The organism is Vibrio sp. SCSIO 43153 (assembly GCF_023716625.1).
In the GTDB taxonomy this organism is placed as follows: Bacteria; Pseudomonadota; Gammaproteobacteria; order Enterobacterales; family Vibrionaceae; genus Vibrio; species Vibrio rotiferianus.
The window spans coordinates 17443-41679 of the sequence record NZ_CP071855.1 but is presented as its reverse complement, the minus strand read 5'-3'; the positions used below and the strand labels follow the sequence as shown (position 1 = coordinate 41679).

Below are 24237 nucleotides of genomic sequence, written 5' to 3'. Positions count from 1 at the left end.
CTTTTTGTTTTAAGCAAGTTAGAACAACGTTGTTCTACTTCTTAAACATAGCTCGAATATTGGCGATGTGTGCTTGGCCCTTTGCCATGCGTTCTTCTGCCGACACTGGTTTCTTGTTTGCTTCCCATTCAACATCATCAAATGGCAGTTCATCCAAGAAGCGGCTTTGAGTTGGTTTAAGCAGCTCACCAAACTGTCGACGCTCTTTACACATAGTAAAGGTAAGCTCACGCTGAGCTCGAGTGATGCCCACGTACATTAGTCGACGTTCTTCTTCAACGTTGTCTTCATCAATACTGGTTTGATGCGGCAAGATACCCTCCTCCGAACCAATCAAGTAAACATAAGGAAATTCTAGACCTTTCGACGCGTGCAATGTCATTAGCTGAACGGCATCGCTGTCTTCGTCCTCCTCACCCCGCTCCATCATGTCACGCAGAGTAAGGCGTTGAACGACCTCTTTTAACGTTTTCTCTTCTTGGTCATAGTTGTCGCCTTCTAAATCCGCCACAATCCACGAGTAGAGATCAGAAACGTTCTTCATGCGCATTTCTGCCGCTTTCGGACTTGCTGAGGTTTCGTATAGCCAATCTTCATAATGAATATCACGCACAAGCGAACGCACCGCTTCGACCGTATCACCACGCTCTGCTTGATCAGCAATCGCCACCAACCATTGCGTGAAACGGCGCAGGTTTTCTAAGCCACGGCCAGTAAGGTGCTGCTCCAGTCCCATCTCAAAGCTGACTTCAAACAGGCTCTTACCACGCATATTGGCGTAGCTGCCTAGCTTCTCTAGTGTGACCGGACCAATTTCACGACGGGGCGTATTCACAATACGTAGAAATGCATTGTCATCATCTGGGTTCACCAACACGCGTAGGTAAGCCATGATGTCTTTGATTTCCGCACGAGCAAAGAAAGACGTGCCGCCAGACAGTTTGTATGGCACACGGTTTTGCATCAGTGACTTTTCAATCAGACGTGACTGGTGGTTACCACGGTATAGAATCGCGTAATCTTTATAATCGGTGCGGTTTAGGAACTTGTGCGCAATCAATTCACCCGTTACGCGTTCTGCTTCGTGCTCTTCATTCTTCGCCAACAGCACTTTGAGTTTTTCACCGTCAGGAATTTCCGAAAACAGTGATTTCTCATACACGTGAGGGTTGTTGGCAATCAGGATGTTCGCCGCGCGCAGGATGCGACTGGTCGAGCGGTAATTCTGCTCCAACTTAATCAAGCGCAAATTTGGGTAATCTTCACCAAGCAATACTAAATTTTGCGGTTTAGCACCACGCCATGAATAGATAGATTGGTCATCGTCGCCTACCACAGTCAAACGACCACGCTCGCCAACGATTAACTTCACCAAGTCATATTGGCTAGTGTTGGTATCTTGATATTCGTCCACCAATAGGTAACGAATGCGGTTCTGCCAACGTTGACGCACTTCTTCATTGTTACGTAGCAATTGCACTGGCAGAGAAATCAGGTCATCAAAGTCGAGCGCGTTGTACGCCTTCATCTGCTTCTGATACATCTCAAAACAGAACGCAAACAGCTGTTGTTGCTCACCTTGAGCCAACGCTTTGGCTTGCTCTGGTGTCAGCATGTCGTTCTTCCAGTTAGAGATACAACTTAGCAACTGACGCAGCAGATCTTTGTCGCCATCTAGCTGCTTTTCTGTCAGTTCTTTAAGAAGCGCAAGCTGGTCTTGATCATCAAACAGTGAGAAACCGGCTTTTAAGCCGAGATGTTTGTACTCACGCTTGATGATGTTGAGCCCCAAAGTGTGAAAGGTCGAGACCATCAGACCTTTCGACTCACTCTTACCCAACGTCTGACCAACGCGCTCTTTCATTTCACGCGCCGCCTTGTTGGTAAAGGTTACCGCAGCAATATTGCGAGCCTTATAGCCACACTGCTGAACCAAATAAGCAATTTTATTGGTAATTACACGAGTTTTACCCGAACCAGCCCCAGCAAGCACCAAGCATGGGCCTGATACGTACTTAACGGCTTCGTCTTGTCTAGGGTTCAGCTTCATAAAAATTCTCTGCGGGTGGAAATAGTGGCGCCTATGATAAAGGGGTGACCGTGGGAAAGCTACGCTGATTTTCACGTAAATTTTACACGGATAGTTGCAACATTTTGTTGCATAAGTGACCAGTCTTTACGCTATAATGAATGAACGTTCATTCATTGGGTGGTGGGGTTATGACCAATAACACTACTGGAGATAAATACCAGCAAATCATTACAGCTGCTGAACGCTTAATCGCTGAGTCAGGTTTTCATGGTCTTTCCATGCAAAAACTTGCGACTGAAGCCGGTGTCGCTGCAGGCACGATTTACCGATATTTCTCAGATAAAGAACATCTTTTGGAAGAAGTTCGTCTTACTGTTACTAAACGTATCGCGGACGCCGTTCAAGCAGATGTGACTGACGATATGCCATTGAAAGAGCGTTACCGCACTATGTGGCTCAACATTTGGCACCTTGCTGGTTCAAACTTAGACACTTTAAGCAATCGTGTCCAATATGAATCACTGCCTTGTGCAAGTCGTGGAAATACTAGGGAACTTGAACGACAAATGTTTGCCCAAGTAGATCGTCTTTTTAATCAAGGCAAAGCGGAAGGGGTATTCAAACCTCTTGATAACGAAATTCTTTCAGGGTTGAGTTTCGAAGCTAGTGTTGCGCTTGCTAGAAAACATGCTTTGGGATTTTATCAGCTGGATGACGATGCGCTGGAAGCAGCCGTTGAAGCCAGCTGGGATGCAATTATTAAACACTAACTTGGAGTTCTTAATAGAATGAAAAAGTGGACTTTCTTTATGTTGCTTATCGCAATTCTACTATTCGGTAGCGTGATAGGTTTCAACTTATTCAAGCAACAGAAAATTGCTGAATACATGGCGAATCGTCCAGAGCCAGAATTTCCAGTAACCGTCACAGATGTAAAAGCGGTTGATTGGATTCCGGTGATCGAAGCGATTGGTTTTATCGAGCCGAACCAAGGTGTCACTGTTGCGAATGAAACCAGCGGTGTCATTGATAAGATTTCTTTCGATTCAGGCACTCAAGTTGAAGAAGGCCAACCTCTAGTACACCTAGATTCTGAGGTAGAAAAGGCTAACCTTAAGAGCTCTCAAGCAAAATTACCAGCAGCTCAAGCGAAGTACAAACGCTACCAAGGTCTTTTCAAGAAAGGCTCTATCTCTAAAGAAGCGTATGACGAAGCTGAAGCAAACTACTTCTCACTTAAAGCGGATATCGAGAGCCTGAAGGCAACCATCGACCGCCGTGAAATCAAAGCACCTTTTGCTGGTGTTGTTGGTATTCGTAACGTTTACCTTGGTCAGTACCTACAAGCAGGTACCGATATCGTACGCCTTGAAGACACTAGCGTCATGCGTCTGCGCTTCACTGTGCCGCAAACAGATATCTCTCGTATCACACTTGATCAAGAAGTGGATATCTTCGTTGATGCTTACCCAGACAGACCTTTCAAAGGTTCTATCTCGGCAATCGAACCTGCGGTTAACGTTCAAAGTGGTCTGATCCAAGTTCAAGCTGACATTCCAAACAGCGATGGCAAACTTCGCAGCGGTATGTTTGCGCGTGCAAACATTATTCTGCCTAAGTTAGAGAACCAAGTAACGCTACCGCAAACGGCTATCACGTTTACGCTTTACGGTGACAACGTGTACATCGTGACTGAAGAAGATGGTGAAAAACGCGTTAAACAACACGTAGTAAAAGTTGGCGAACGCACTAAAGACATCGCGCATATTCTAGAAGGCGTGAAACCAGGTGATGTGGTGGTAACTTCGGGGCAAATCCGTCTAAGTAACCATGCGAAAGTGACCATCGTTGAAGATTCGGCACTGACACCACCTGCTGAAACACCAATGCTTTAATTGGAGGCATCATGCGCTTTACTGATGTTTTTATTAAACGTCCAGTTTTAGCGGTATCGATCAGCTTTTTGATTGCGTTACTTGGTTTACAAGCCGTTTTCAAAATGCAGGTTCGTGAATACCCTGAAATGACAAACACGGTAGTTACAGTAACTACTAGCTATTACGGTGCTAGCGCCAACTTGATCCAAGGCTTTATTACCCAGCCTTTGGAGCAAGCGGTGGCTCAGGCCGATAATATCGACTACATGACTTCACAGTCGGTACTTGGTAAATCAACCATTACCGTCAACATGAAGTTGAACACCGATCCGAATGCAGCACTATCTGATATTCTGGCCAAAACCAACTCGGTTCGTTCACAGCTTCCAAAAGAAGCGGAAGATCCAACAGTAACCATGTCTACGGGTTCAACAACGGCGGTTCTGTATATTGGTTTCACTAGTGATGAGCTGTCTTCAAGCCAGATCACCGACTACCTTGAACGTGTAATCAACCCACAGCTATTCACGGTTAACGGTGTATCAAAAGTTGACCTATACGGTGGTATGAAATACGCATTACGCGTATGGCTAGATCCAGCGAAAATGGGTGCACTTAAGCTGACCGCAACAGATGTGATGGGCGTTCTAAATGCCAATAACTACCAATCAGCGACCGGTCAAGCAACAGGTGAATTCGTTCTTTACAACGGTAGTGCTGATACTCAGGTATCGAATGTTGCCGAGTTAGAAGCACTGGTTGTAAAAACGGGTGACGGTGACGTAATTCGTCTTGGCGATATTGCAAAAGTAACGCTAGAGAAGAGCCACGATGTTTACCGCGCAAGTGCAAACGGTCAGGAAGCGGTGGTTGCTGCGATTAACGCGGCACCAAGTGCTAACCCGATCAACATCGCTGCAGATGTGCTAGAGCTACTGCCTCAGTTAGAGCGTAACTTGCCAAGCAACATCAAAATGAACGTGATGTACGACTCTACTATCGCTATCAACGAATCAATTCACGAAGTTGTGAAAACTATTCTTGAAGCGGCGATCATCGTACTGGTGGTTATCACCCTATTCCTTGGTTCATTCCGAGCGGTAATTATCCCTATCGTTACTATCCCACTATCATTGATTGGTGTTGCGATGGTAATGCAGGCGATGGGCTTCTCGTGGAACTTGATGACACTTCTGGCAATGGTACTCGCCATCGGTCTGGTGGTAGATGATGCGATCGTGGTTCTTGAGAACGTCGACCGCCACATCAAGGAAGGGGAATCGCCGTTCCGCGCAGCCATCATCGGTACACGTGAGATTGCCGTACCAGTAATTGCAATGACGCTGACACTAGGTGCGGTATACGCACCGATCGCGCTAATGGGCGGTATCACAGGCTCACTATTTAAAGAGTTCGCGTTAACCCTAGCGGGTGCGGTATTTGTGTCTGGTATCATCGCTCTGACTCTGTCGCCGATGATGTGTTCAAAAATGCTTAAGGCAAATGAAGAGCCAAGCAAGTTTGAACAAAAAGTACATCACGTATTGGATGGCATGACCCACCGCTACGAGAAAATGCTGACCGCTGTTATGGCGCACCGCCCAGTGATCATCGCTTTCGCGATCATCGTATTCGCAACGCTCCCAATTCTGTTTAAGTTCATTCCAAGTGAATTAGCTCCTTCAGAAGATAAAGGCGTTGTCGTACTGATGGGTACTGCACCATCGAACGCGAACTTGGATTACATCCAAAATACCATGAATGACGTAAACAAGATTCTGTCTGATCAACCAGAAGTGGAATACGCTCAGGTGTTTAACGGTGTACCAAACTCCAACCAAGCGTTCGGTCTTGCGACTCTAAAACCTTGGAGTGAACGTGAGGCGAGCCAAGCAGAGATAACTAAACGCGTAGGTGGGCTAGTTTCTCAGGTACCGGGTATGTCTGTTACTGCATTCCAGATGCCAGAACTTCCTGGTGCAGGTTCAGGTCTGCCTATTCAGTTCGTTATTACTACGCCAAATAGCTTTGAAAGCTTGTTTACGATCGCAAGTGATATTCTAGCGAATGTGTCAACTAGCCCGATGTTTGTCTACTCGGACTTGGATCTAAACTACGATTCAGCAACGATGAAGATCAGCATTGATAAGGACAAAGCTGGCGCGTACGGCGTGACCATGCAAGACATTGGTGTAACGCTAAGCACTATGATGGCAGATGGTTACGTAAACCGTATCGACCTAAATGGTCGTTCTTATGAGGTAATCCCTCAGGTTGAACGTAAATGGCGTCTAAACCCAGAGTCAATGAAGAACTACTACGTACGTTCTGTTGATGGTAAAGCTGTGCCACTTGGTAGCTTGATTACTATTGATGTGGTCGCAGAGCCTCGCTCTCTACCTCACTTCAACCAGTTGAACTCTGCTACAGTTGGTGCAGTACCATCACCAGGTGTTGCGATGGGTGATGCCATAAATTGGTTCGAAGATATCGCACAGAGCAAGCTACCTGCAGGCTACAACCATGACTACATGGGTGAGGCTCGTCAGTTTGTAACGGAAGGTAGCGCACTATACGCCACATTTGGTTTGGCACTGGCAATCATCTTCTTGGTACTGGCGATTCAATTTGAATCTATCCGCGATCCAATTGTAATCATGGTATCGGTACCGCTAGCAGTATGTGGTGCATTGATTGCTCTGGCGTGGGGTACGGCCTCGATGAACATCTACTCGCAGGTTGGTTTGATTACTCTGGTTGGTCTGATTACCAAGCACGGTATCTTGATCTGTGAGGTAGCGAAAGAAGAGCAGTTACACAACAAACTGTCTCGTATCGATGCGGTAATGGAAGCGGCGAAAGTTCGTCTACGTCCGATCCTGATGACAACGGCGGCGATGATTGCAGGTCTGATCCCACTGATGTATGCAACGGGTGCAGGTGCGGCTCAGCGCTTCAGTATCGGTATCGTAATCGTTGCTGGTCTAGCGATCGGTACACTGTTTACGCTATTCGTACTTCCTGTGATTTACAGCTACCTAGCTGAGAAACACAAACCACTGCCAGTATTTGTTGAAGACAAAGACTTGGAAAAGCTAGCTCGAGTGGATGAAGCAAAAGCTGCTCATCGCGAATTAGCTGATAACAAGTAAGCATAAAGCACTAAGAAAAAGGTCACTTCGGTGACCTTTTTTATTGCTGCTCTCTTTTTTGCCATCTAAATGGCGACTTTCCCGTATCATTTACATAGAATGTGGGCAAATCAAAAGGAGTTTTAGCCACTATGTTTGACCCAAAGAAATTAGAGCAAATCGCTAAACAAATTCACGAATCAATGCCACAGCCAGTAAAAGAACTAGGCGCGGATGTTGATCAAAAAGTTCGCCAAGTAATCCAAGGTCAGCTAAACAAGCTAGACGTAGTTAGCCGCGAGGAATTCGACGTACAAACTCAAGTTCTGTTGCGTACTCGTCAAAAGCTGACAGAAATGGAAAAGAAATTGGCAGAGCTTGAAGAAAAGCTCGCTGACAAATAAGCGAGAAGCGACAAGAAAATTCTAAGGGTTGATGTGAGAACGTCAGCCCTTTTTGCTTATTGGGTTTCGGTTCCATTTTGTCTTTTTAGTAACAAATTCAGTCAACTCCTCCCAAATTAAGGCTTTGATCCAGAATCTCCGAAATACTCCTATAGATTTCCAAAGCCAAGCATTCCCGCATCTCGAAAGATGAAGTCAGTCTCTCTCAAAAACAAAAAGGCTTGGTCAACGGAGACCAAGCCTTTTAATTAGATGTTGTGTTTTATTTTGTATTTATTGACCCCAGTCTATCTGGAGTTCTTCCTGCTTTGCTTTAATGCAATTATGCAGATTGTATATTCGAAGCTAAGAGCTTTAGTCCCTTAAACGAATTGCGCTGAATTAAGGTTTCATTTCTAGGAGAAGGCGCGGAGTTTACGATAGTAAATGAGCACCTTCGACACCGAAATGGAACCTTAAGGCAAGTAATTAGCCGCCTACAGCGATGTTCTTCATATCAGTCATATACCCGCGTAGCTCTTCACCAATGTACTCCACTGGGTGGTTACGGATAGCATCATTTACAGCGATAAGAGTCGCGTTATCTACTTGGTTAGAAGCTTCACCTAGCCCCTTACCAATTACGTCAGTATTTACTGCTGGCATAAACTTCTCACGTAGAAGCGGTGTTGCTACGTTAGCGAACAGGTAGTTACCGTATTCCGCAGTGTCTGAGATAACCACGTTCATCTCGTATAGGCGCTTACGTGCGATAGTGTTCGCAATCAGTGGTAGCTCGTGTAGAGACTCGTAGTAAGCAGACTCATCGATGATGCCAGATGCCGTCATTGCTTCAAACGCTAGCTCAACACCCGCACGAACCATAGCAACCATAAGAATACCGTTGTCGAAGTACTCTTGCTCAGAGATTTCTACGTCAGTTTCTGGGTAGTTTTCGAAAGCAGTTTCACCTGTTTCTGCACGCCAGCCTAATAGGTTCACATCGTCGTTTGCCCAGTCAGCCATCATAGTGCTAGAGAAGTGACCTGTGATGATGTCATCCATGTGCTTGTTGTATAGCGGACGCATCAGCTCTTTTAGCTCTTCAGAAAGCTCAAATGCTTTCACTTTTGCAGGGTTAGTTAGGCGATCCATCATGTGAGTGATACCACCAAACTTCAGTGCCTCAGTGATGGTTTCCCAACCGTATTGAAGAAGCTTACCTGCGTAGCCAGGATCGATACCATCAGCAATCATCTTCTCGTAACATACGATAGAACCAGCCTGTAGCATGCCACAAAGGATAGTTTGCTCACCCATTAGGTCAGATTTCACCTCAGCAACAAAAGAAGACTCTAGACAGCCAGCACGGTGACCACCTGTTGCTGCAGCCCAAGCTTTAGCGATATCCCAACCTTCGCCTTTAGGATCGTTCTCTGGGTGAACAGCGATAAGAGTCGGTACACCAAAACCACGCTTGTATTCTTCACGAACTTCTGTGCCCGGACACTTAGGTGCAACCATTACTACCGTTAGGTCTTTACGGATTTGCATGCCTTCTTCAACAACATTGAAACCGTGTGAGTAACCTAGTGCTGCGCCTTCTTTCATTAGCGGCATTACTGTCTCAACAACGTTTGTGTGCTGCTTATCTGGAGTAAGGTTTACTACTAGGTCAGCTTGTGGAATTAGCGTTTCGTAGCTACCTACTTCAAAACCGTTGTCTTTTGCGTTTTTGAATGACTGGCGTTGCTCATCAATCGCGGCTTGGCGAAGCGCATAAGCAACGTCTAGACCAGAATCGCGCATGTTCAGACCTTGGTTAAGGCCTTGAGCACCACAACCTACGATGACCACTTTCTTACCTTTTAGGTAATCTGCTTCTGATGCGAATTCTTCGCGGTCCATAAAGCGACAACGACCAAGTTGGTCCAATTGCTCACGCAAGTTTAGGGTATTGAAATAGTTAGCCATCTGGGTGCTCCTTAACATTCTTCCATAGAGGTCGGTATTTGTGTTACCGAATGAGTTCATACTAAAACAGACATTCCGTTGCTGAAAGTGATATATTCACAATTACTTATTGCAATTAATGCAACATGAAAGTGAAGATTTAATGAACATCAAAAGCCTACAATTATTCATTCATCTATGTGATAGTAAGAGCTTCGCTAAGACAGCAGCAGCAATGCATATAAGCCCTTCAGCACTGAGTCGACAGATCCAGAAACTAGAAGAAGAAACACACCAGCAACTGTTCTTGCGTGACAATCGAAGCGTTGAATTAACGGTTCAAGGTAAGAAGCTATTACCTGTTGCCCTGAAGATCTTAGGTGAGTGGCAGCAATACCAAAGTTACGTCAAAGGAACAGAAGACGAGTTAAAGGGTGAGATACGTTTATTTTGCTCGGTAACCGCAAGTTACAGCCACCTCCCAGAGCTTATTTCTGAATTCCGCTTACAGCACCCATTTATTGAATTCAAACTTTCTACTGGTGATCCAGCTCAAGCCATCGATAAGATATTAGCGGATGAAGCTGATATCGCTATCTCTGCTAAACCTGAACAACTTCCAGCAAAAATTGCATTCGAGCCGATCAGTGAAATTCCGCTATCTGTTATTGCTCCTCTCGGGGTCAGTAGCTTCGCTGAAGAACTCCAAAAGGAAAGCCCAGACTGGTCAACGATCCCCTTTATCTTGCCAGAAGCAGGCACCGCTAGGGAAAGAGCTAACGTGTGGTTTAAACAAATGAAGATTAAGCCGAATATCTATGCTCAAGTTTCAGGGCATGAAGCTATTGTCAGTATGGTAGCTCTAGGCTGTGGTGTTGGCATCGCTCCTGACGTGGTAATCAACAACAGCCCCGTCAGAGAAAAGATAAATAGGCTTAAAGTGCTTCCAATTAAGCCATTTGAACTCGGTGTCTGCTGTACTAAAAGTCAGTTAGAAAACCCATTAGTCAAAGCTCTTTGGGAGATAGCAGAAAGCAAATACATCTCCTTATAAGCCAAAGGCTTCTTATGAAGATTGCGAGTAGCTTTGGTCAGTGATGAAAAATGACAAAAGTAGCCAAGTAAAAGCAACGCCTAGCAATAACTAGAAAGGCTCCAGTATTTCTGCTAGAGCCCTAAATATGGCAGGGGTAGATAAGTTGATAGTTTTTATTCAGACGTAAAAAAGCCCCAGCATTGCTGCTGAGGCTTTAGAAGATGGCAGGGGTGGAGAGATTCGAACTCCCAACACGCGGATTTGGAATCCGCTGCTCTGCCAATTGGAGCTACACCCCTGTAGAAACTACAGTTTATCACATTGTAGATTCAAAAAAACCTCGCATAAGCGAGGTCTTTGAAATAAGTGGCGGAGCGGACGGGACTCGAACCCGCGACCCCCGGCGTGACAGGCCGGTATTCTAACCAACTGAACTACCGCTCCGCACTGGTTAGACATTTAAGTCTAAATTTAAAGCCTGGCGATGTCCTACTCTCACATGGGGAAGCCCCACACTACCATCGGCGCTAATTCGTTTCACTTCTGAGTTCGGAATGGAAATCAGGTGGGTCCAAATCGCTATGGTCGCCAAGCAAATTCTTTAATTCGGAAAGCTGTTTTCAGTTCTTAACACATTCAATGTTCTTACATTGAGTCCATCAAAACCCCTTGGGTGTTGTATGGTTAAGCCTCACGGGCAATTAGTACAGGTTAGCTCAACGCCTCACAACGCTTACACACCCTGCCTATCAACGTTCTAGTCTCGAACAACCCTTTAGGATACTTAAAGTATCAGGGAAGACTCATCTCAGGGCTCGCTTCCCGCTTAGATGCTTTCAGCGGTTATCGATTCCGAACTTAGCTACCGGGCAATGCGTCTGGCGACACAACCCGAACACCAGAGGTTCGTCCACTCCGGTCCTCTCGTACTAGGAGCAGCCCCCTTCAATCTTCCAACGCCCACGGCAGATAGGGACCGAACTGTCTCACGACGTTCTAAACCCAGCTCGCGTACCACTTTAAATGGCGAACAGCCATACCCTTGGGACCGACTTCAGCCCCAGGATGTGATGAGCCGACATCGAGGTGCCAAACACCGCCGTCGATATGAACTCTTGGGCGGTATCAGCCTGTTATCCCCGGAGTACCTTTTATCCGTTGAGCGATGGCCCTTCCATTCAGAACCACCGGATCACTATGACCTGCTTTCGCACCTGCTCGAATTGTCATTCTCGCAGTCAAGCGGGCTTATGCCATTGCACTAACCTCACGATGTCCAACCGTGATTAGCCCACCTTCGTGCTCCTCCGTTACGCTTTGGGAGGAGACCGCCCCAGTCAAACTACCCACCAGGCACTGTCCGTAACCCCGATAAGGGGTCGACGTTAGAACATCAACACTACAAGGGTGGTATTTCAAGGACGGCTCCACCAACACTGGCGTGCTGGTTTCAAAGCCTCCCACCTATCCTACACATGTAGGGTCAATGTTCAGTGCCAAGCTGTAGTAAAGGTTCACGGGGTCTTTCCGTCTAGCCGCGGGTACACTGCATCTTCACAGCGATTTCAATTTCACTGAGTCTCGGGTGGAGACAGCGTGGCCATCATTACGCCATTCGTGCAGGTCGGAACTTACCCGACAAGGAATTTCGCTACCTTAGGACCGTTATAGTTACGGCCGCCGTTTACCGGGGCTTCGATCAAGAGCTTCGACCGAAGTCTAACCCCATCAATTAACCTTCCGGCACCGGGCAGGCGTCACACCGTATACGTCATCTTACGATTTTGCACAGTGCTGTGTTTTTAATAAACAGTTGCAGCCACCTGGTATCTGCGACTCTCAATAGCTCCATCCGCAAGGGACTTCACCGTCGAGAGCGTACCTTCTCCCGAAGTTACGGTACCATTTTGCCTAGTTCCTTCACCCGAGTTCTCTCAAGCGCCTTGGTATTCTCTACCCGACCACCTGTGTCGGTTTGGGGTACGATTCCTTACAATCTGAAGCTTAGAGGCTTTTCCTGGAAGCATGGCATCAATGACTTCACTACCGTAGTAGCTCGACGTCGTGTCTCAGCCTTAAGAAGAGCCGGATTTACCTAACTCTTCAGCCTACGCACTTGAACCTGGACAACCGTCGCCAGGCCCACCTAGCCTTCTCCGTCCCCCCATCGCAATTGTAAGAAGTACGGGAATATTAACCCGTTTCCCATCGACTACGCCTTTCGGCCTCGCCTTAGGGGTCGACTTACCCTGCCCCGATTAACGTTGGACAGGAACCCTTGGTCTTCCGGCGAGGAGGTTTTTCACCCCCTTTATCGTTACTCATGTCAGCATTCGCACTTCTGATACCTCCAGCAAGCTTTACAACTCACCTTCAACGGCTTACAGAACGCTCCCCTACCCAATGAAGTAAACTTCATTGCCGCAGCTTCGGTTTATAGCTTAGCCCCGTTACATCTTCCGCGCAGGCCGACTCGACTAGTGAGCTATTACGCTTTCTTTAAATGATGGCTGCTTCTAAGCCAACATCCTAGCTGTCTAAGCCTTCCCACATCGTTTCCCACTTAGCTATAATTTGGGACCTTAGCTGGCGGTCTGGGTTGTTTCCCTCTCCACGACGGACGTTAGCACCCGCCGTGTGTCTCCCGGATAGTACTTACTGGTATTCGGAGTTTGCAAAGGGTTGGTAAGTCGGGATGACCCCCTAGCCTTAACAGTGCTCTACCCCCAGTAGTATTCGTCCGAGGCGCTACCTAAATAGCTTTCGGGGAGAACCAGCTATCTCCAGGTTTGATTGGCCTTTCACCCCTAGCCACAAGTCATCCGCTAATTTTTCAACATTAGTCGGTTCGGTCCTCCAGTTGATGTTACTCAACCTTCAACCTGCCCATGGCTAGATCACCTGGTTTCGGGTCTATATCCAGAGACTGAACGCCCAGTTAAGACTCGGTTTCCCTACGGCTCCCCTAGATGGTTAACCTTGCCACTGAATATAAGTCGCTGACCCATTATACAAAAGGTACGCAGTCACACCACGAAGGTGCTCCTACTGCTTGTACGTACACGGTTTCAGGTTCTATTTCACTCCCCTCACAGGGGTTCTTTTCGCCTTTCCCTCACGGTACTGGTTCACTATCGGTCAGTCAGTAGTATTTAGCCTTGGAGGATGGTCCCCCCATATTCAGACAGGATATCACGTGTCCCGCCCTACTCGATTTCACTGAATGTGCGTTGTCAACTACGGGGCTATCACCCTGTATCGCCGGACTTTCCAGACCGTTCGTCTAACGCATATAAAGCTTAAGGGCTAGTCCAATTTCGCTCGCCGCTACTTTCGGAATCTCGGTTGATTTCTTTTCCTCGGGGTACTTAGATGTTTCAGTTCCCCCGGTTCGCCTCCTGTTGCTATGTATTCACAACAGGATACTTACTTATGTAAGTGGGTTTCCCCATTCGGAAATCCCAGACTCAAATGGTTTTTACTACCTAATCTGGGCTTATCGCAAGTTAATACGTCCTTCATCGCCTCTGACTGCCAAGGCATCCACCGTGTACGCTTAGTCACTTAACCATACAACCCGAAGGAGTTTCGAGTTGATGAACAAGTCACCAAAGTTGTCTGCAATTTTTATACATGATGCAGACTCGATTTTGCCGGACTCAAATTCCAAGAACACTTGAATGTGTTGTATTGGTGTTTGTCATAAAGACAAACATTGAGAACTTTACAATCAACAATAAATTGTTGATTTGTCAGCTTTCCAAATTGTTAAAGAGCAGATTTTCTAATGAAAACCATTTTTAAAAACTCTCAAGAGAGAATGTTTAAAGATGGTGGGCGATACCGGGCTCGAACCAGTGACCCCCTGCTTGTAAGGCAGGTGCTCTCCCAACTGAGCTAATCGCCCACATTAGTTTTACTTCTTGTGGAAGAAGGTTTTCAAGATGGTGGAGCTATGCGGGATCGAACCGCAGACCTCCTGCGTGCAAGGCAGGCGCTCTCCCAGCTGAGCTATAGCCCCAGCTTGAAATGGTGGGTCGTGCAGGATTCGAACCTGCGACCAATTGATTAAAAGTCAACTGCTCTACCAACTGAGCTAACGACCCAATGGTATCCCGTAGGGGAGTCGAACCCCTGTTACCGCCGTGAAAGGGCGGTGTCCTAGGCCTCTAGACGAACGGGACACTGGATTGAAGATATTGGGATATCTTCGTCTCTTTTACTTATAAACCGTATCAATCTGTGTGGACACTCATCGTGAGTAATCATCGTATAAGGAGGTGATCCAGCGCCAGGTTCCCCTAGCGCTACCTTGTTACGACTTCACCCCAGTCATGAACCACAAAGTGGTAAGCGTCCTCCCGAAGGTTAAACTACCTACTTCTTTTGCAGCCCACTCCCATGGTGTGACGGGCGGTGTGTACAAGGCCCGGGAACGTATTCACCGTGGCATTCTGATCCACGATTACTAGCGATTCCGACTTCACGGAGTCGAGTTGCAGACTCCGATCCGGACTACGACGCACTTTTTGGGATTCGCTCACTCTCGCAAGTTGGCTGCCCTCTGTATGCGCCATTGTAGCACGTGTGTAGCCCTACTCGTAAGGGCCATGATGACTTGACGTCGTCCCCACCTTCCTCCGGTTTATCACCGGCAGTCTCCCTGGAGTTCCCGACATTACTCGCTGGCAAACAAGGATAAGGGTTGCGCTCGTTGCGGGACTTAACCCAACATTTCACAACACGAGCTGACGACAGCCATGCAGCACCTGTCTCAGAGTTCCCGAAGGCACCAATCCATCTCTGGAAAGTTCTCTGGATGTCAAGAGTAGGTAAGGTTCTTCGCGTTGCATCGAATTAAACCACATGCTCCACCGCTTGTGCGGGCCCCCGTCAATTCATTTGAGTTTTAATCTTGCGACCGTACTCCCCAGGCGGTCTACTTAACGCGTTAGCTCCGAAAGCCACGGCTCAAGGCCACAACCTCCAAGTAGACATCGTTTACGGCGTGGACTACCAGGGTATCTAATCCTGTTTGCTCCCCACGCTTTCGCATCTGAGTGTCAGTATCTGTCCAGGGGGCCGCCTTCGCCACCGGTATTCCTTCAGATCTCTACGCATTTCACCGCTACACCTGAAATTCTACCCCCCTCTACAGTACTCTAGTCTGCCAGTTTCAAATGCAATTCCGAGGTTGAGCCCCGGGCTTTCACATCTGACTTAACAAACCACCTGCATGCGCTTTACGCCCAGTAATTCCGATTAACGCTCGCACCCTCCGTATTACCGCGGCTGCTGGCACGGAGTTAGCCGGTGCTTCTTCTGTCGCTAACGTCAAATAATGCAGCTATTAACTACGCTACCTTCCTCACGACTGAAAGTGCTTTACAACCCGAAGGCCTTCTTCACACACGCGGCATGGCTGCATCAGGCTTGCGCCCATTGTGCAATATTCCCCACTGCTGCCTCCCGTAGGAGTCTGGACCGTGTCTCAGTTCCAGTGTGGCTGATCATCCTCTCAGACCAGCTAGGGATCGTCGCCTTGGTGAGCCATTACCTCACCAACTAGCTAATCCCACCTAGGCATATCCTGACGCGAGAGGCCCGAAGGTCCCCCTCTTTGGCCCGTAGGCATTATGCGGTATTAGCCATCGTTTCCAATGGTTATCCCCCACATCAGGGCAATTTCCTAGGCATTACTCACCCGTCCGCCGCTCGACGCCGTTATCGTTCCCCGAAGGTTCAGATAACTCGTTTCCGCTCGACTTGCATGTGTTAGGCCTGCCGCCAGCGTTCAATCTGAGCCATGATCAAACTCTTCAATTTAAGATTTTGTTCGGCTCAATGAATACTGAACATTACATAAGTAATGTTTGAATTGACTGTGCTGAATCTTTCGATTCAATGGTCACTTCGTATCATTGAAACCTAATTTGATACCGAAGTATCTAATTGGATTATCATCAACGAGTGCCCACACAGATTGATAGGTCTATATTGTTAAAGAGCTTTCCTATTGAGCTTTGCTCAAATCGGACGGCCATTTTAGCGAGTTAAAGTTTAGTGTCAATCACTTTTTTCAAACTTTTTTCAAGCGTTTCCGCTTGGCTAATTGGCTTGCTAACTCAACCTCGTTTCTTTCGAAGCGTTGCCGTGTCAGCGAGGTGGCATTATAGAGATTGCGATCACATTGGCAAGCCCTTTTTGACGTTTTTTTTGATTTTTTTATTGTTCGGGCAAAATTTCATCAAAAGCAGTCAAAAGAGCACGTTATTTCTACAGTTCTTTGAATTTATCTGCGAAAAGAGCCACTTTTTCCCAATTGGTGTATTCAACTTCTTTGGTTGTATCGGTTTCACCACCTGTCATCGACATAATAAACTTAATCATGGTTTTGTCGAACCAACTATAACGTGGGTAATAAAGCGCACCAGCGAACACACCTATTAACGTTGGCTTCCAAGGTGACTTAATTAGGAACTTGCGAATATAAGCACTGCCTTCTGGAGTATCCTTTCCTTGGTCTTCTTTACGAGCAGTTAGGTTTACGCAGAAAAACGCCACTTTACTTTGCTCTAGTTGACCCAAGTTTCGCTCAATAAACTGGTATAGCTTCTTATTAAGGTGGCCATAACGAATAGAAGCTCCGATCAGTACTCTGTCGTATTGGCTAAAATCCATCGCCTCTACATTATGTAAATCCACCAGCTCGCAATCGAAGTCTGGTAGTTGCTCATCTATATAGTGAAGAATTTTTCTTGTCTGCCCTTCACGGGAAGAGTATAGAAATAACGCTTTTGCCACGATTTCCCCTTAGCTACGCCAAAACGTCGGCGTAAGTAGAATAAGTAAGGTAAAGATTTCCAAGCGGCCAAACAGCATAGAAACAATCAATACCCATTTTGCTTTGTCATTCACGTCACCAAAGTGAAGTGCCACTTCCCCCAAACCTGGGCCGAGGTTGTTTAGAGTTGCCGCCACTGCCGAGAACGCACTTAGCTCGTCCATCCCAGTTGCAATCAAACCCAACATACAAACCACAAATACCAGTGCATATGCAGAGAAGAATCCCCACACCGCATCAACAACACGTTGCGGTAGCGCACTACCACCCACTTTGATGGTGTAAACCGCACGCGGGTGAACCAAACGCTTTAGCTCACGCGCACCTTGTAAGGTCAGTAGCAAAATACGGATCACTTTCATGCCGCCGCCTGTCGAACCAGCACAGCCACCTATAAAAGAAGAGAACAATAGCAACACTGGTAAGAACAATGGCCAATCAGCAAAGCCGGTCGTTGTAAAACCTGCAGTTGTAGATATAGACACGGTTTGGAAGAGCGCCTGATCAAAAGCGTCATATGGCGAGTCATACGAGTGGTGGTTCAATAATAATAAGAAGCACACTAAAAACAGGACAACTTGTATAAAGATGAAGGCGCGGAACTCTGGATCTTTCCAATAATATTTAGGATGCACGCCGCCAGACGCAAATGCGGCGAAGTGCAAAGAGTAGTTACATGCCGAAATCAACAAGAAGACAACGGTAATCATGTTAATCGCATAGCTATCGAAATAGCCCATGCTGGCATCGTGGGTAGAGAAACCACCGATGGCAATGGTTGAGAAGCTGTGACTGATGGCATCAAATGGCGTCATGCCCGCCAACCAAAACGCCACAGCACACGCGATGGTCAAACTTAAGTAGATGTACCACAGCGCTTTTGCTGTTTCTGCAATACGTGGAGTCATCTTGGTGTCTTTGACTGGACCCGGTATTTCAGCTCGATACAGCTGCATACCACCGATACCAAGAACTGGAAGAATCGCTACCGCCAATACGATGATACCCATACCACCAAACCACTGTAGAAGCTGGCGATAAAAGAGAATCGCTTTTGGTAGTTCGTCCAGTCCGACAATAACCGTCGCGCCAGTAGTCGTTAAGGCAGAGAAAGACTCAAAAAATGCATCAGTCACAGATATATTGGGATTATCTGAGATCAGAAAAGGGATAGAGCCTGCACTACCAAGTACAGTCCAGAAAAGAACCACTATAAGAAAGCCATCACGCGCTTTTAGCTCATGCTTATGCCTGCGGTTTGGGAACCAACATATCCCACCACACAATAAAAGCACGAAGAAAGTCGTGACAAATGGTACACCCGCACCATCTCGATAGATAAGCGCAACTAGCGCAGGCGCGAGCATTGTGACACTAAAAAGTGCGAGCAATAGCCCGACGATTCGAATAATTGAACGAAATTGCATGGATTGATTGACTAGCGAAGCTGTCCCTGTGGCTTCCTATTTTTCATTATTGTCCGTCTAGTGGGGTGACAACTGCCTTTGCACCACTTTTGTTGATGATAGCTTGGGTAAACGCGCTCACTTCACGTAGCTCAATTTCCACCACTAATACCACCTGATCGCTGTATTCAGCATCCACTTCAACCGCGCCAAACTGGGGCATGAGTGACTGTGCGATAGGCATAAACCCATAGTCTAACTCTAGTCGGAGTTTTGTGGTTATTTTTTTCTCAATAGTTTGAAGCAGCTTGAGCGCTTGTTGCACACCACCACCATAAGCTTTGACCAAACCACCCGTACCAAGCTTGATGCCGCCAGAATATCGAGTAACCACCGCGGTGATCTCACCAACTCCAGAGCCAGACAGCTGAGCGAGGATCGGTTTACCAGCCGTCCCTGATGGCTCTCCATCATCACTAAAGCCCCACTTCATCGAATCTTCTGGTCGACCAGCAACAAATCCCCAGCAGTTATGCCTTGCATCAGAGTGTTTGGTTTTGATCTGCTCAACGAATGCCTTCGCAGCTTCCACGCTGGGCGTATGAGCTAAGTAAGTAATAAAGACACTCTTTTTGATCTCTTCTTCAAATTGAGTGGGCTGGGCAGGAATCAGATAAGGCAGGTCATTCATAGGATTAGGTCACTTTTCTCTTTGTTCAAAGTCTATCACGAGACGGAATTGTGAGTCGCATAAGATCTGCACCAGCGCACAATGTTAAACACTTGTTTAAAAAATGTATTGAAATTAACCAATCCGAGGTCCAAACTAACTCCACTGGTCAAACCAGAATAAAAATATAACGACTTTCCTCTATATCTATTTGTTGCCCTACAGGCGCTCAGCCCGCATCAAATCGGTATACAGACAATCCAAGATTGTATGTCATGGAGATAGACAATGATTTACCAAGCCGAAACCCTACAGGTAAAGGAAGTACAAGATGGCATTGCAGAGCTTAGCTTCTGCTCTCCAAAATCCGTTAACAAGCTCGACCTAGCGACACTAGAGTCACTCGACAAGGCCCTTGATGCACTAAAAGCACACCAAGGACTGAAGGGCTTGATGCTCACCTCAGATAAAGACGCGTTCATTGTTGGCGCTGATATCACCGAATTCTTAGGACTTTTTGCAAAGACAGACGCTGAGCTCGATCAGTGGCTGCAATTTGCTAACAGCATCTTTAACAAGCTGGAAGACTTACCGGTCCCGACTATCTCGGTACTAAAAGGTCACACGTTAGGTGGCGGTTGTGAGTGCGTGCTTGCGACTGACATGCGAATTGGTGACAAGACCACCAGCATCGGTCTACCAGAGACAAAATTAGGCATCATGCCGGGCTTTGGTGGTTGTGTACGTCTGCCACGTGTTATCGGTGCCGACAGTGCGATGGAAGTGATCACACAAGGTAAAGCGTGTCGTGCGGATGAGGCATTAAAGATTGGTCTTCTGGATGCGGTTGTCGATAACGACGCACTTTACGAATCAGCACTCAAGACACTGACCTCGGCAATCAACGAGAAGTTGGACTGGCAAGCTCGTCGTAAGCAAAAGACATCACCACTTACGCTAAGTAAGCTCGAATCAATGATGAGCTTTACCATGGCGAAGGGTCTAGTGGCACAAAAAGCAGGTCCTCACTACCCTGCTCCAATGACAGCCGTTATTACTATTGAAGAGGGTGCTCGCTTTGCTCGTAACGAAGCACTCGACATTGAACGTAAGCACTTCGTAAAACTGGCTAAGTCTGAAGAAGCAAAATCACTGGTTGGTTTATTCCTCAACGACCAATACATCAAAGGGCTTGCTAAAAAATCAGCTAAGTCAGCGAGTAAAGACACGCAACGTGCAGCTGTACTTGGTGCAGGTATAATGGGCGGCGGCATCGCTTACCAATCTGCATTAAAAGGCGTGCCGGTGTTAATGAAAGACATCGCGCAACCTTCACTCGATTTAGGCATGACTGAAGCATCTAAGCTGCTGAATAAACGCTTATCTCGTGGTCGTATTGATGGCTTTAAGATGGCTGGTATTTTAGCGTCTATTACACCGAGTCTACATTACGCAGGCATCGAAGAATCAGACGTGATTGTTGAAGCCGTAGTAGAAAACCCGAAAGTAAAAGCAGCAGTTTTGAGTGAAGTCGAATCGCATGTCAGTGAAGACACGGTTATCACCTCAAACACCTCGACAATTCCTATCAACCTGTTGGCAAAATCGCTGAAACGCCCAGAAAACTTCTGTGGCATGCACTTCTTCAACCCTGTGCACCGCATGCCTCTTGTTGAGATCATTCGTGGTGAACATACCTCTGATGAAACCATCAATCGTGTTGTTGCCTACGCAGCGAAAATGGGCAAATCACCAATTGTCGTTAATGACTGTCCTGGGTTCTTTGTAAACCGCGTATTGTTCCCATACTTTGGTGGCTTCAGCATGCTACTTCGCGATGGTGCTGACTTTACGAAAATCGACAAAATCATGGAACGTAAGTTTGGCTGGCCAATGGGACCTGCATACTTGCTCGATGTTGTTGGTATTGATACTGCTCACCACGCACAAGCCGTTATGGCACAAGGCTTCCCTGAGCGTATGGGCAAACAAGGTCGTGACGCAATAGATGCGCTGTTCGAAGCAGATAAATACGGCCAGAAGAATGGCAATGGCTTCTACAGCTACACCATTGATAGAAAAGGTAAGCCTAAGAAAACCTTCTCTGAAGAAATCTTGCCGGTACTCGCTGACGTTTGTGCCGATAAGCAGGACTTTGACGATCAGACCATCATTCAACGTATGATGATTCCGATGATCAACGAAGTGGTACTGTGTCTACAAGAAGGCATCATTGCCACTCCACAAGAAGCGGATATGGCATTGGTTTACGGTCTTGGTTTCCCTCCATTCCGCGGCGGCGTATTCCGCTACCTAGATAGCGTAGGTATTGCTGAGTTTGTTGCAATGGCAAAACAATACTCAGAACTTGGTGCTATGTACCAAGTACCACAGATGCTGATTGATATGGCGGCGAAAGGTGAAAGCTTTTACGGTGCACAACAGCAAGGTTCTATCTAAGGAGGGATTCTAAAATGACTAATCAAACAAGAAATGTTGTCGTAGTCGATTGTCTACGTACTCCAATGGGTCGCTCTAAAGGTGGTGCTTTCCGTCATACTCGAGCAGAAGATCTATCTGCGCGCCTGATGAAGGGCATTCTTGCGCGTAACCCACAGGTGAACCCAAGTGAGATTGAAGATATCTACTGGGGCTGTGTACAACAAACACTAGAGCAAGGCTTTAACGTTGCTCGTAATGCAGCGCTGCTTGCTGGCCTACCAATTGAGATTGGCGCCGTGACGGTGAACCGCTTGTGTGGTTCATCAATGCAAGCGCTTCACGACGGTACACGTGCCATCATGACGGGTGACGCTGAAATCTGCCTAATTGGTGGTGTTGAGCACATGGGACACGTACCAATGAACCACGGCGTGGACTTCCACCCTGGCATGTCAAAGACAGTTGCAAAGGCAGCAGGCATGATGGGCTTAACAGCAGAAATGCTTGGTAAGCTGCATGGCATTAGCCGTGAGCAACAAGACGAGTTTGCTGCGCGTTCTCATGCTCGTGCACATGCTGCAACCGTAGAGGGGCGTTTTAAAAACGAAATCCTACCAATTCAAGGTCATGCGGCTGACGGCACGCTGTTCACTCTGGATTACGATGAAGTGATTCGCCCTGAAACATCCGTTGAAGGTCTGTCTCAACTTCGTCCTGTTTTCGACCCAGCCAACGGCACAGTAACAGCCGGAACATCATCGGCGCTGTCTGATGGTGCATCAGCGATGTTGATCATGAGCGAAGAAAAAGCCAATGAGCTTGGTTTGAAGATTCGTGCACGCATTAAAGGTATGGCCATTGCGGGCTGCGATCCTTCTATTATGGGTTACGGTCCTGTACCTGCGACGCAAAAAGCGCTCAAGCGTGCAGGTCTTTCAATTGAAGATATGGATGTGGTTGAGCTAAACGAAGCATTTGCCGCGCAGTCTCTACCATGTGCTAAAGACTTGGGGCTACTTGATGTGATGGATGAGAAGGTCAACCTTAACGGTGGTGCGATTGCATTGGGTCACCCGCTTGGTTGTTCTGGCTCACGTATCTCAACGACGTTAATCAACCTAATGGAAGCGAAAGATGCGAAATACGGTCTCGCAACCATGTGTATTGGTTTAGGTCAGGGTATTGCGACTGTATTTGAACGACCATAGTCTGTTTAAGAAACGCTAGGTTGTAGTGATCAATTCAACAGTCACGAGCAAATGAACCAATACTGAAATTTTTTAGTATTACACTTAAGGGCGACATCTGATGTCGCCCTTTGTTTTACGCTAAACATTGCTTACATGCACAAAAAGCATACATTAAATGCTCAAGTTTCATTTTATTCATAGACAAAGAAGACATACACTTAGCAGCAGTTGATATCTTGCTGCATGTGACCCAGAGTCACGCTACCGCACAATCGGAGAACCTTATGTTTAATGCTCTAGTTCTAAATCAAGAAGACAAACGTACTATCGCTAGCATCGAGAAAATCGATGAAACACAACTGCCTGAAGGCGACGTTCTGATTGACGTTGATTACTCATCGTTGAACTACAAAGACGGTCTTGCAATTACAGGTAAAGGTAAAATCATCCGTAACTTCCCGATGGTGCCGGGTATTGACCTAGCAGGTACGGTAGTAAGCTCAGAAGACGAGCGCTACCAAGCAGGCGACAAAGTTGTTCTTACTGGTTGGGGTGTAGGTGAAAACCATTGGGGCGGTATGTCTCAACGTGCTCGTCTAAAAGCGGATTGGCTAGTACCACTACCAAAAGGTCTGGACAGCAAGAAAGCAATGATGGTGGGTACTGCTGGCTTCACTGGCATGCTATGTGTTCAAGCACTGCTTGATGCAGGCATCAAACCTGAAAATGGCGAAATCCTAGTAACTGGCGCAAGTGGCGGTGTAGGCTCAGTAGCCGTAACGCTTCTAGCACAGCTTGGCTACAAAGTGGCAGCCGTGACAGGTCGTGTTGAACAAAATGGTCCGCTACTGGAAAAGCTAGGTGCTAGTCGCATCATCGACCGTGTTGAATTTGAAGAGCCAGCACGTCCGCTTGAAAAACAAGTATGGGCAGGTGCGGTTGATACTGTGGGCAGCAAAGTACTAGCAAAAGTATTGGCGCAAATGGATTACAACAGTGCAGTTGCGGCTTGCGGTCTTGCAGGTGGCTTCGATCTACCAACCACAGTGATGCCGTTCATTCTACGTAACGTTCGTCTACAAGGTGTGGATTCTGTTTCATGCCCATTTGAAAAACGTACTGCAGCATGGGAAAAATTGGTTGAGCTACTACCAGACAGCTACTTCGAACAAGCTTGTACTGAGGTAGAGCTAGCAGAAGCACCAAAATACGCTGAAGACATCACAAATGGTCAAGTAACTGGTCGCGTGGTTATCAAGCTATAAGCATTAAC

Annotated in this window: 13 protein-coding genes, 6 tRNA genes and 3 rRNA genes; 8 read left to right on the top strand and 14 right to left on the bottom strand. The window is 46.9% G+C overall.

What is annotated here, in order from left to right; all coding sequences use genetic code 11:
* Positions 1–34: 34 nt before the first annotated feature.
* Positions 35–2050 carry a DNA helicase Rep gene (gene rep / locus J4N37_RS00180; protein WP_045392445.1) on the bottom strand — a complete coding sequence of 672 codons (2016 nt, stop codon included), beginning with the start codon at positions 2048–2050 and terminating at the stop codon, positions 35–37.
* Positions 2051–2220: 170 nt separating this feature from the next.
* Here rep and J4N37_RS00175 point away from each other — a divergent pair, with 170 nt between their 5' ends.
* The 4 genes from J4N37_RS00175 (at position 2221) to ubiK (ending at position 7444) form a co-directional block, all read left to right on the top strand.
* Positions 2221–2802, top strand: coding sequence for a TetR/AcrR family transcriptional regulator (locus J4N37_RS00175; protein WP_010444841.1), 582 nt, complete (start codon positions 2221–2223; stop codon positions 2800–2802).
* An 18-nt stretch (positions 2803–2820) separates the two neighbouring features.
* On the top strand, positions 2821–3927 hold the full coding sequence (vmeC, locus tag J4N37_RS00170; protein WP_010444839.1) for a multidrug efflux RND transporter periplasmic adaptor subunit VmeC: 1107 nt from the start codon (positions 2821–2823) through the stop codon (positions 3925–3927).
* An 11-nt stretch (positions 3928–3938) separates the two neighbouring features.
* Positions 3939–7061: a multidrug efflux RND transporter permease subunit VmeD gene (gene vmeD, locus J4N37_RS00165; RefSeq protein ID WP_252041401.1), complete on the top strand. Its 3123-nt coding sequence runs from the start codon at positions 3939–3941 to the stop codon at positions 7059–7061.
* A 131-nt stretch (positions 7062–7192) separates the two neighbouring features.
* The gene (gene ubiK / locus J4N37_RS00160; protein WP_005427244.1) at positions 7193–7444 is read left to right on the top strand and encodes a ubiquinone biosynthesis accessory factor UbiK; all 252 of its coding nucleotides are present in this window, start codon (positions 7193–7195) and stop codon (positions 7442–7444) included.
* A 468-nt stretch (positions 7445–7912) separates the two neighbouring features.
* Here ubiK and ilvC read toward each other — a convergent pair whose 3' ends face one another.
* Positions 7913–9397, bottom strand: coding sequence for a ketol-acid reductoisomerase (ilvC, locus tag J4N37_RS00155; protein WP_071236557.1), 1485 nt, complete (start codon positions 9395–9397; stop codon positions 7913–7915).
* Positions 9398–9539: 142 nt separating this feature from the next.
* Between ilvC and ilvY the strand changes: the two genes are divergently transcribed.
* Positions 9540–10430 (top strand): HTH-type transcriptional activator IlvY, encoded by an 891-nt coding sequence (ilvY, locus tag J4N37_RS00150; protein WP_010444829.1) that lies wholly within the window; start codon positions 9540–9542, stop codon positions 10428–10430.
* A 204-nt stretch (positions 10431–10634) separates the two neighbouring features.
* On the opposite strand, the gene J4N37_RS00145 is transcribed toward ilvY, so the two are convergent.
* The 12 genes from J4N37_RS00145 to J4N37_RS00090 form a co-directional block, all read right to left on the bottom strand.
* Positions 10635–10711 (bottom strand) — tRNA-Trp (locus J4N37_RS00145).
* Between the two features lie 68 nt (positions 10712–10779).
* A tRNA-Asp gene (locus tag J4N37_RS00140) sits at positions 10780–10856 on the bottom strand.
* A 32-nt stretch (positions 10857–10888) separates the two neighbouring features.
* Positions 10889–11005: ribosomal RNA gene (gene rrf, locus J4N37_RS00135) — 5S ribosomal RNA — on the bottom strand.
* A gap of 87 nt (positions 11006–11092) precedes the next feature.
* A 23S ribosomal RNA gene (locus J4N37_RS00130) occupies positions 11093–13982 on the bottom strand.
* Positions 13983–14243: 261 nt separating this feature from the next.
* A tRNA-Val gene (locus tag J4N37_RS00125) sits at positions 14244–14319 on the bottom strand.
* 38 nt (positions 14320–14357) lie between these two features.
* A tRNA-Ala gene (locus tag J4N37_RS00120) sits at positions 14358–14433 on the bottom strand.
* 9 nt (positions 14434–14442) lie between these two features.
* A tRNA-Lys gene (locus tag J4N37_RS00115) sits at positions 14443–14518 on the bottom strand.
* A 2-nt stretch (positions 14519–14520) separates the two neighbouring features.
* Positions 14521–14596: transfer RNA gene (locus tag J4N37_RS00110), tRNA-Glu, on the bottom strand.
* Positions 14597–14685: 89 nt separating this feature from the next.
* A 16S ribosomal RNA gene (locus tag J4N37_RS00105) occupies positions 14686–16238 on the bottom strand.
* The 16S, 23S and 5S rRNA genes sit together here with 6 tRNA genes alongside, the layout of an rRNA operon.
* 450 nt (positions 16239–16688) lie before the next feature.
* Positions 16689–17216 (bottom strand): menaquinone-dependent protoporphyrinogen IX dehydrogenase, encoded by a 528-nt coding sequence (hemG, locus tag J4N37_RS00100; RefSeq protein WP_252041399.1) that lies wholly within the window; start codon positions 17214–17216, stop codon positions 16689–16691.
* Positions 17217–17225: 9 nt separating this feature from the next.
* Positions 17226–18683, bottom strand: a complete 1458-nt coding sequence (locus J4N37_RS00095) for a TrkH family potassium uptake protein (protein WP_038885256.1) — start codon at positions 18681–18683, stop codon at positions 17226–17228.
* Positions 18684–18729: 46 nt separating this feature from the next.
* Positions 18730–19353: a YigZ family protein gene (locus tag J4N37_RS00090; RefSeq protein ID WP_038885255.1), complete on the bottom strand. Its 624-nt coding sequence runs from the start codon at positions 19351–19353 to the stop codon at positions 18730–18732.
* A gap of 267 nt (positions 19354–19620) precedes the next feature.
* Here J4N37_RS00090 and fadB point away from each other — a divergent pair, with 267 nt between their 5' ends.
* The 3 genes from fadB (at position 19621) to acuI (ending at position 24229) form a co-directional block, all read left to right on the top strand.
* Positions 19621–21792: a fatty acid oxidation complex subunit alpha FadB gene (fadB, locus tag J4N37_RS00085; RefSeq protein WP_252041397.1), complete on the top strand. Its 2172-nt coding sequence runs from the start codon at positions 19621–19623 to the stop codon at positions 21790–21792.
* 14 nt (positions 21793–21806) lie between these two features.
* A complete protein-coding gene (fadA, locus tag J4N37_RS00080) occupies positions 21807–22982 on the top strand; it encodes an acetyl-CoA C-acyltransferase FadA (RefSeq protein ID WP_252041395.1) in 1176 nt (391 codons plus the stop codon).
* Positions 22983–23248: 266 nt separating this feature from the next.
* A complete protein-coding gene (gene acuI, locus J4N37_RS00075) occupies positions 23249–24229 on the top strand; it encodes an acrylyl-CoA reductase (NADPH) (protein WP_252041393.1) in 981 nt (326 codons plus the stop codon).
* Positions 24230–24237: the final 8 nt, after the last annotated feature.

Excerpts from the sequence above, each read along its gene's own strand:
- fadA (WP_252041395.1), top strand. The coding sequence starts at position 21,807 with ATGACTAATCAAACAAGAAATGTTGTCGTAGTCGATTGTCTACGTACT.
- vmeD (WP_252041401.1), top strand. The coding sequence starts at position 3,939 with ATGCGCTTTACTGATGTTTTTATTAAACGTCCAGTTTTAGCGGTATCG.
- ilvC (WP_071236557.1), bottom strand. The coding sequence starts at position 9,397 with ATGGCTAACTATTTCAATACCCTAAACTTGCGTGAGCAATTGGACCAA.
- J4N37_RS00095 (WP_038885256.1), bottom strand. The coding sequence starts at position 18,683 with ATGCAATTTCGTTCAATTATTCGAATCGTCGGGCTATTGCTCGCACTT.
- acuI (WP_252041393.1), top strand. The coding sequence starts at position 23,249 with ATGTTTAATGCTCTAGTTCTAAATCAAGAAGACAAACGTACTATCGCT.
- J4N37_RS00090 (WP_038885255.1), bottom strand. The coding sequence starts at position 19,353 with ATGAATGACCTGCCTTATCTGATTCCTGCCCAGCCCACTCAATTTGAA.
- vmeC (WP_010444839.1), top strand. The coding sequence starts at position 2,821 with ATGAAAAAGTGGACTTTCTTTATGTTGCTTATCGCAATTCTACTATTC.
- fadB (WP_252041397.1), top strand. The coding sequence starts at position 19,621 with ATGATTTACCAAGCCGAAACCCTACAGGTAAAGGAAGTACAAGATGGC.
- J4N37_RS00175 (WP_010444841.1), top strand. The coding sequence starts at position 2,221 with ATGACCAATAACACTACTGGAGATAAATACCAGCAAATCATTACAGCT.
- ubiK (WP_005427244.1), top strand. The coding sequence starts at position 7,193 with ATGTTTGACCCAAAGAAATTAGAGCAAATCGCTAAACAAATTCACGAA.
- rep (WP_045392445.1), bottom strand. The coding sequence starts at position 2,050 with ATGAAGCTGAACCCTAGACAAGACGAAGCCGTTAAGTACGTATCAGGC.
- ilvY (WP_010444829.1), top strand. The coding sequence starts at position 9,540 with ATGAACATCAAAAGCCTACAATTATTCATTCATCTATGTGATAGTAAG.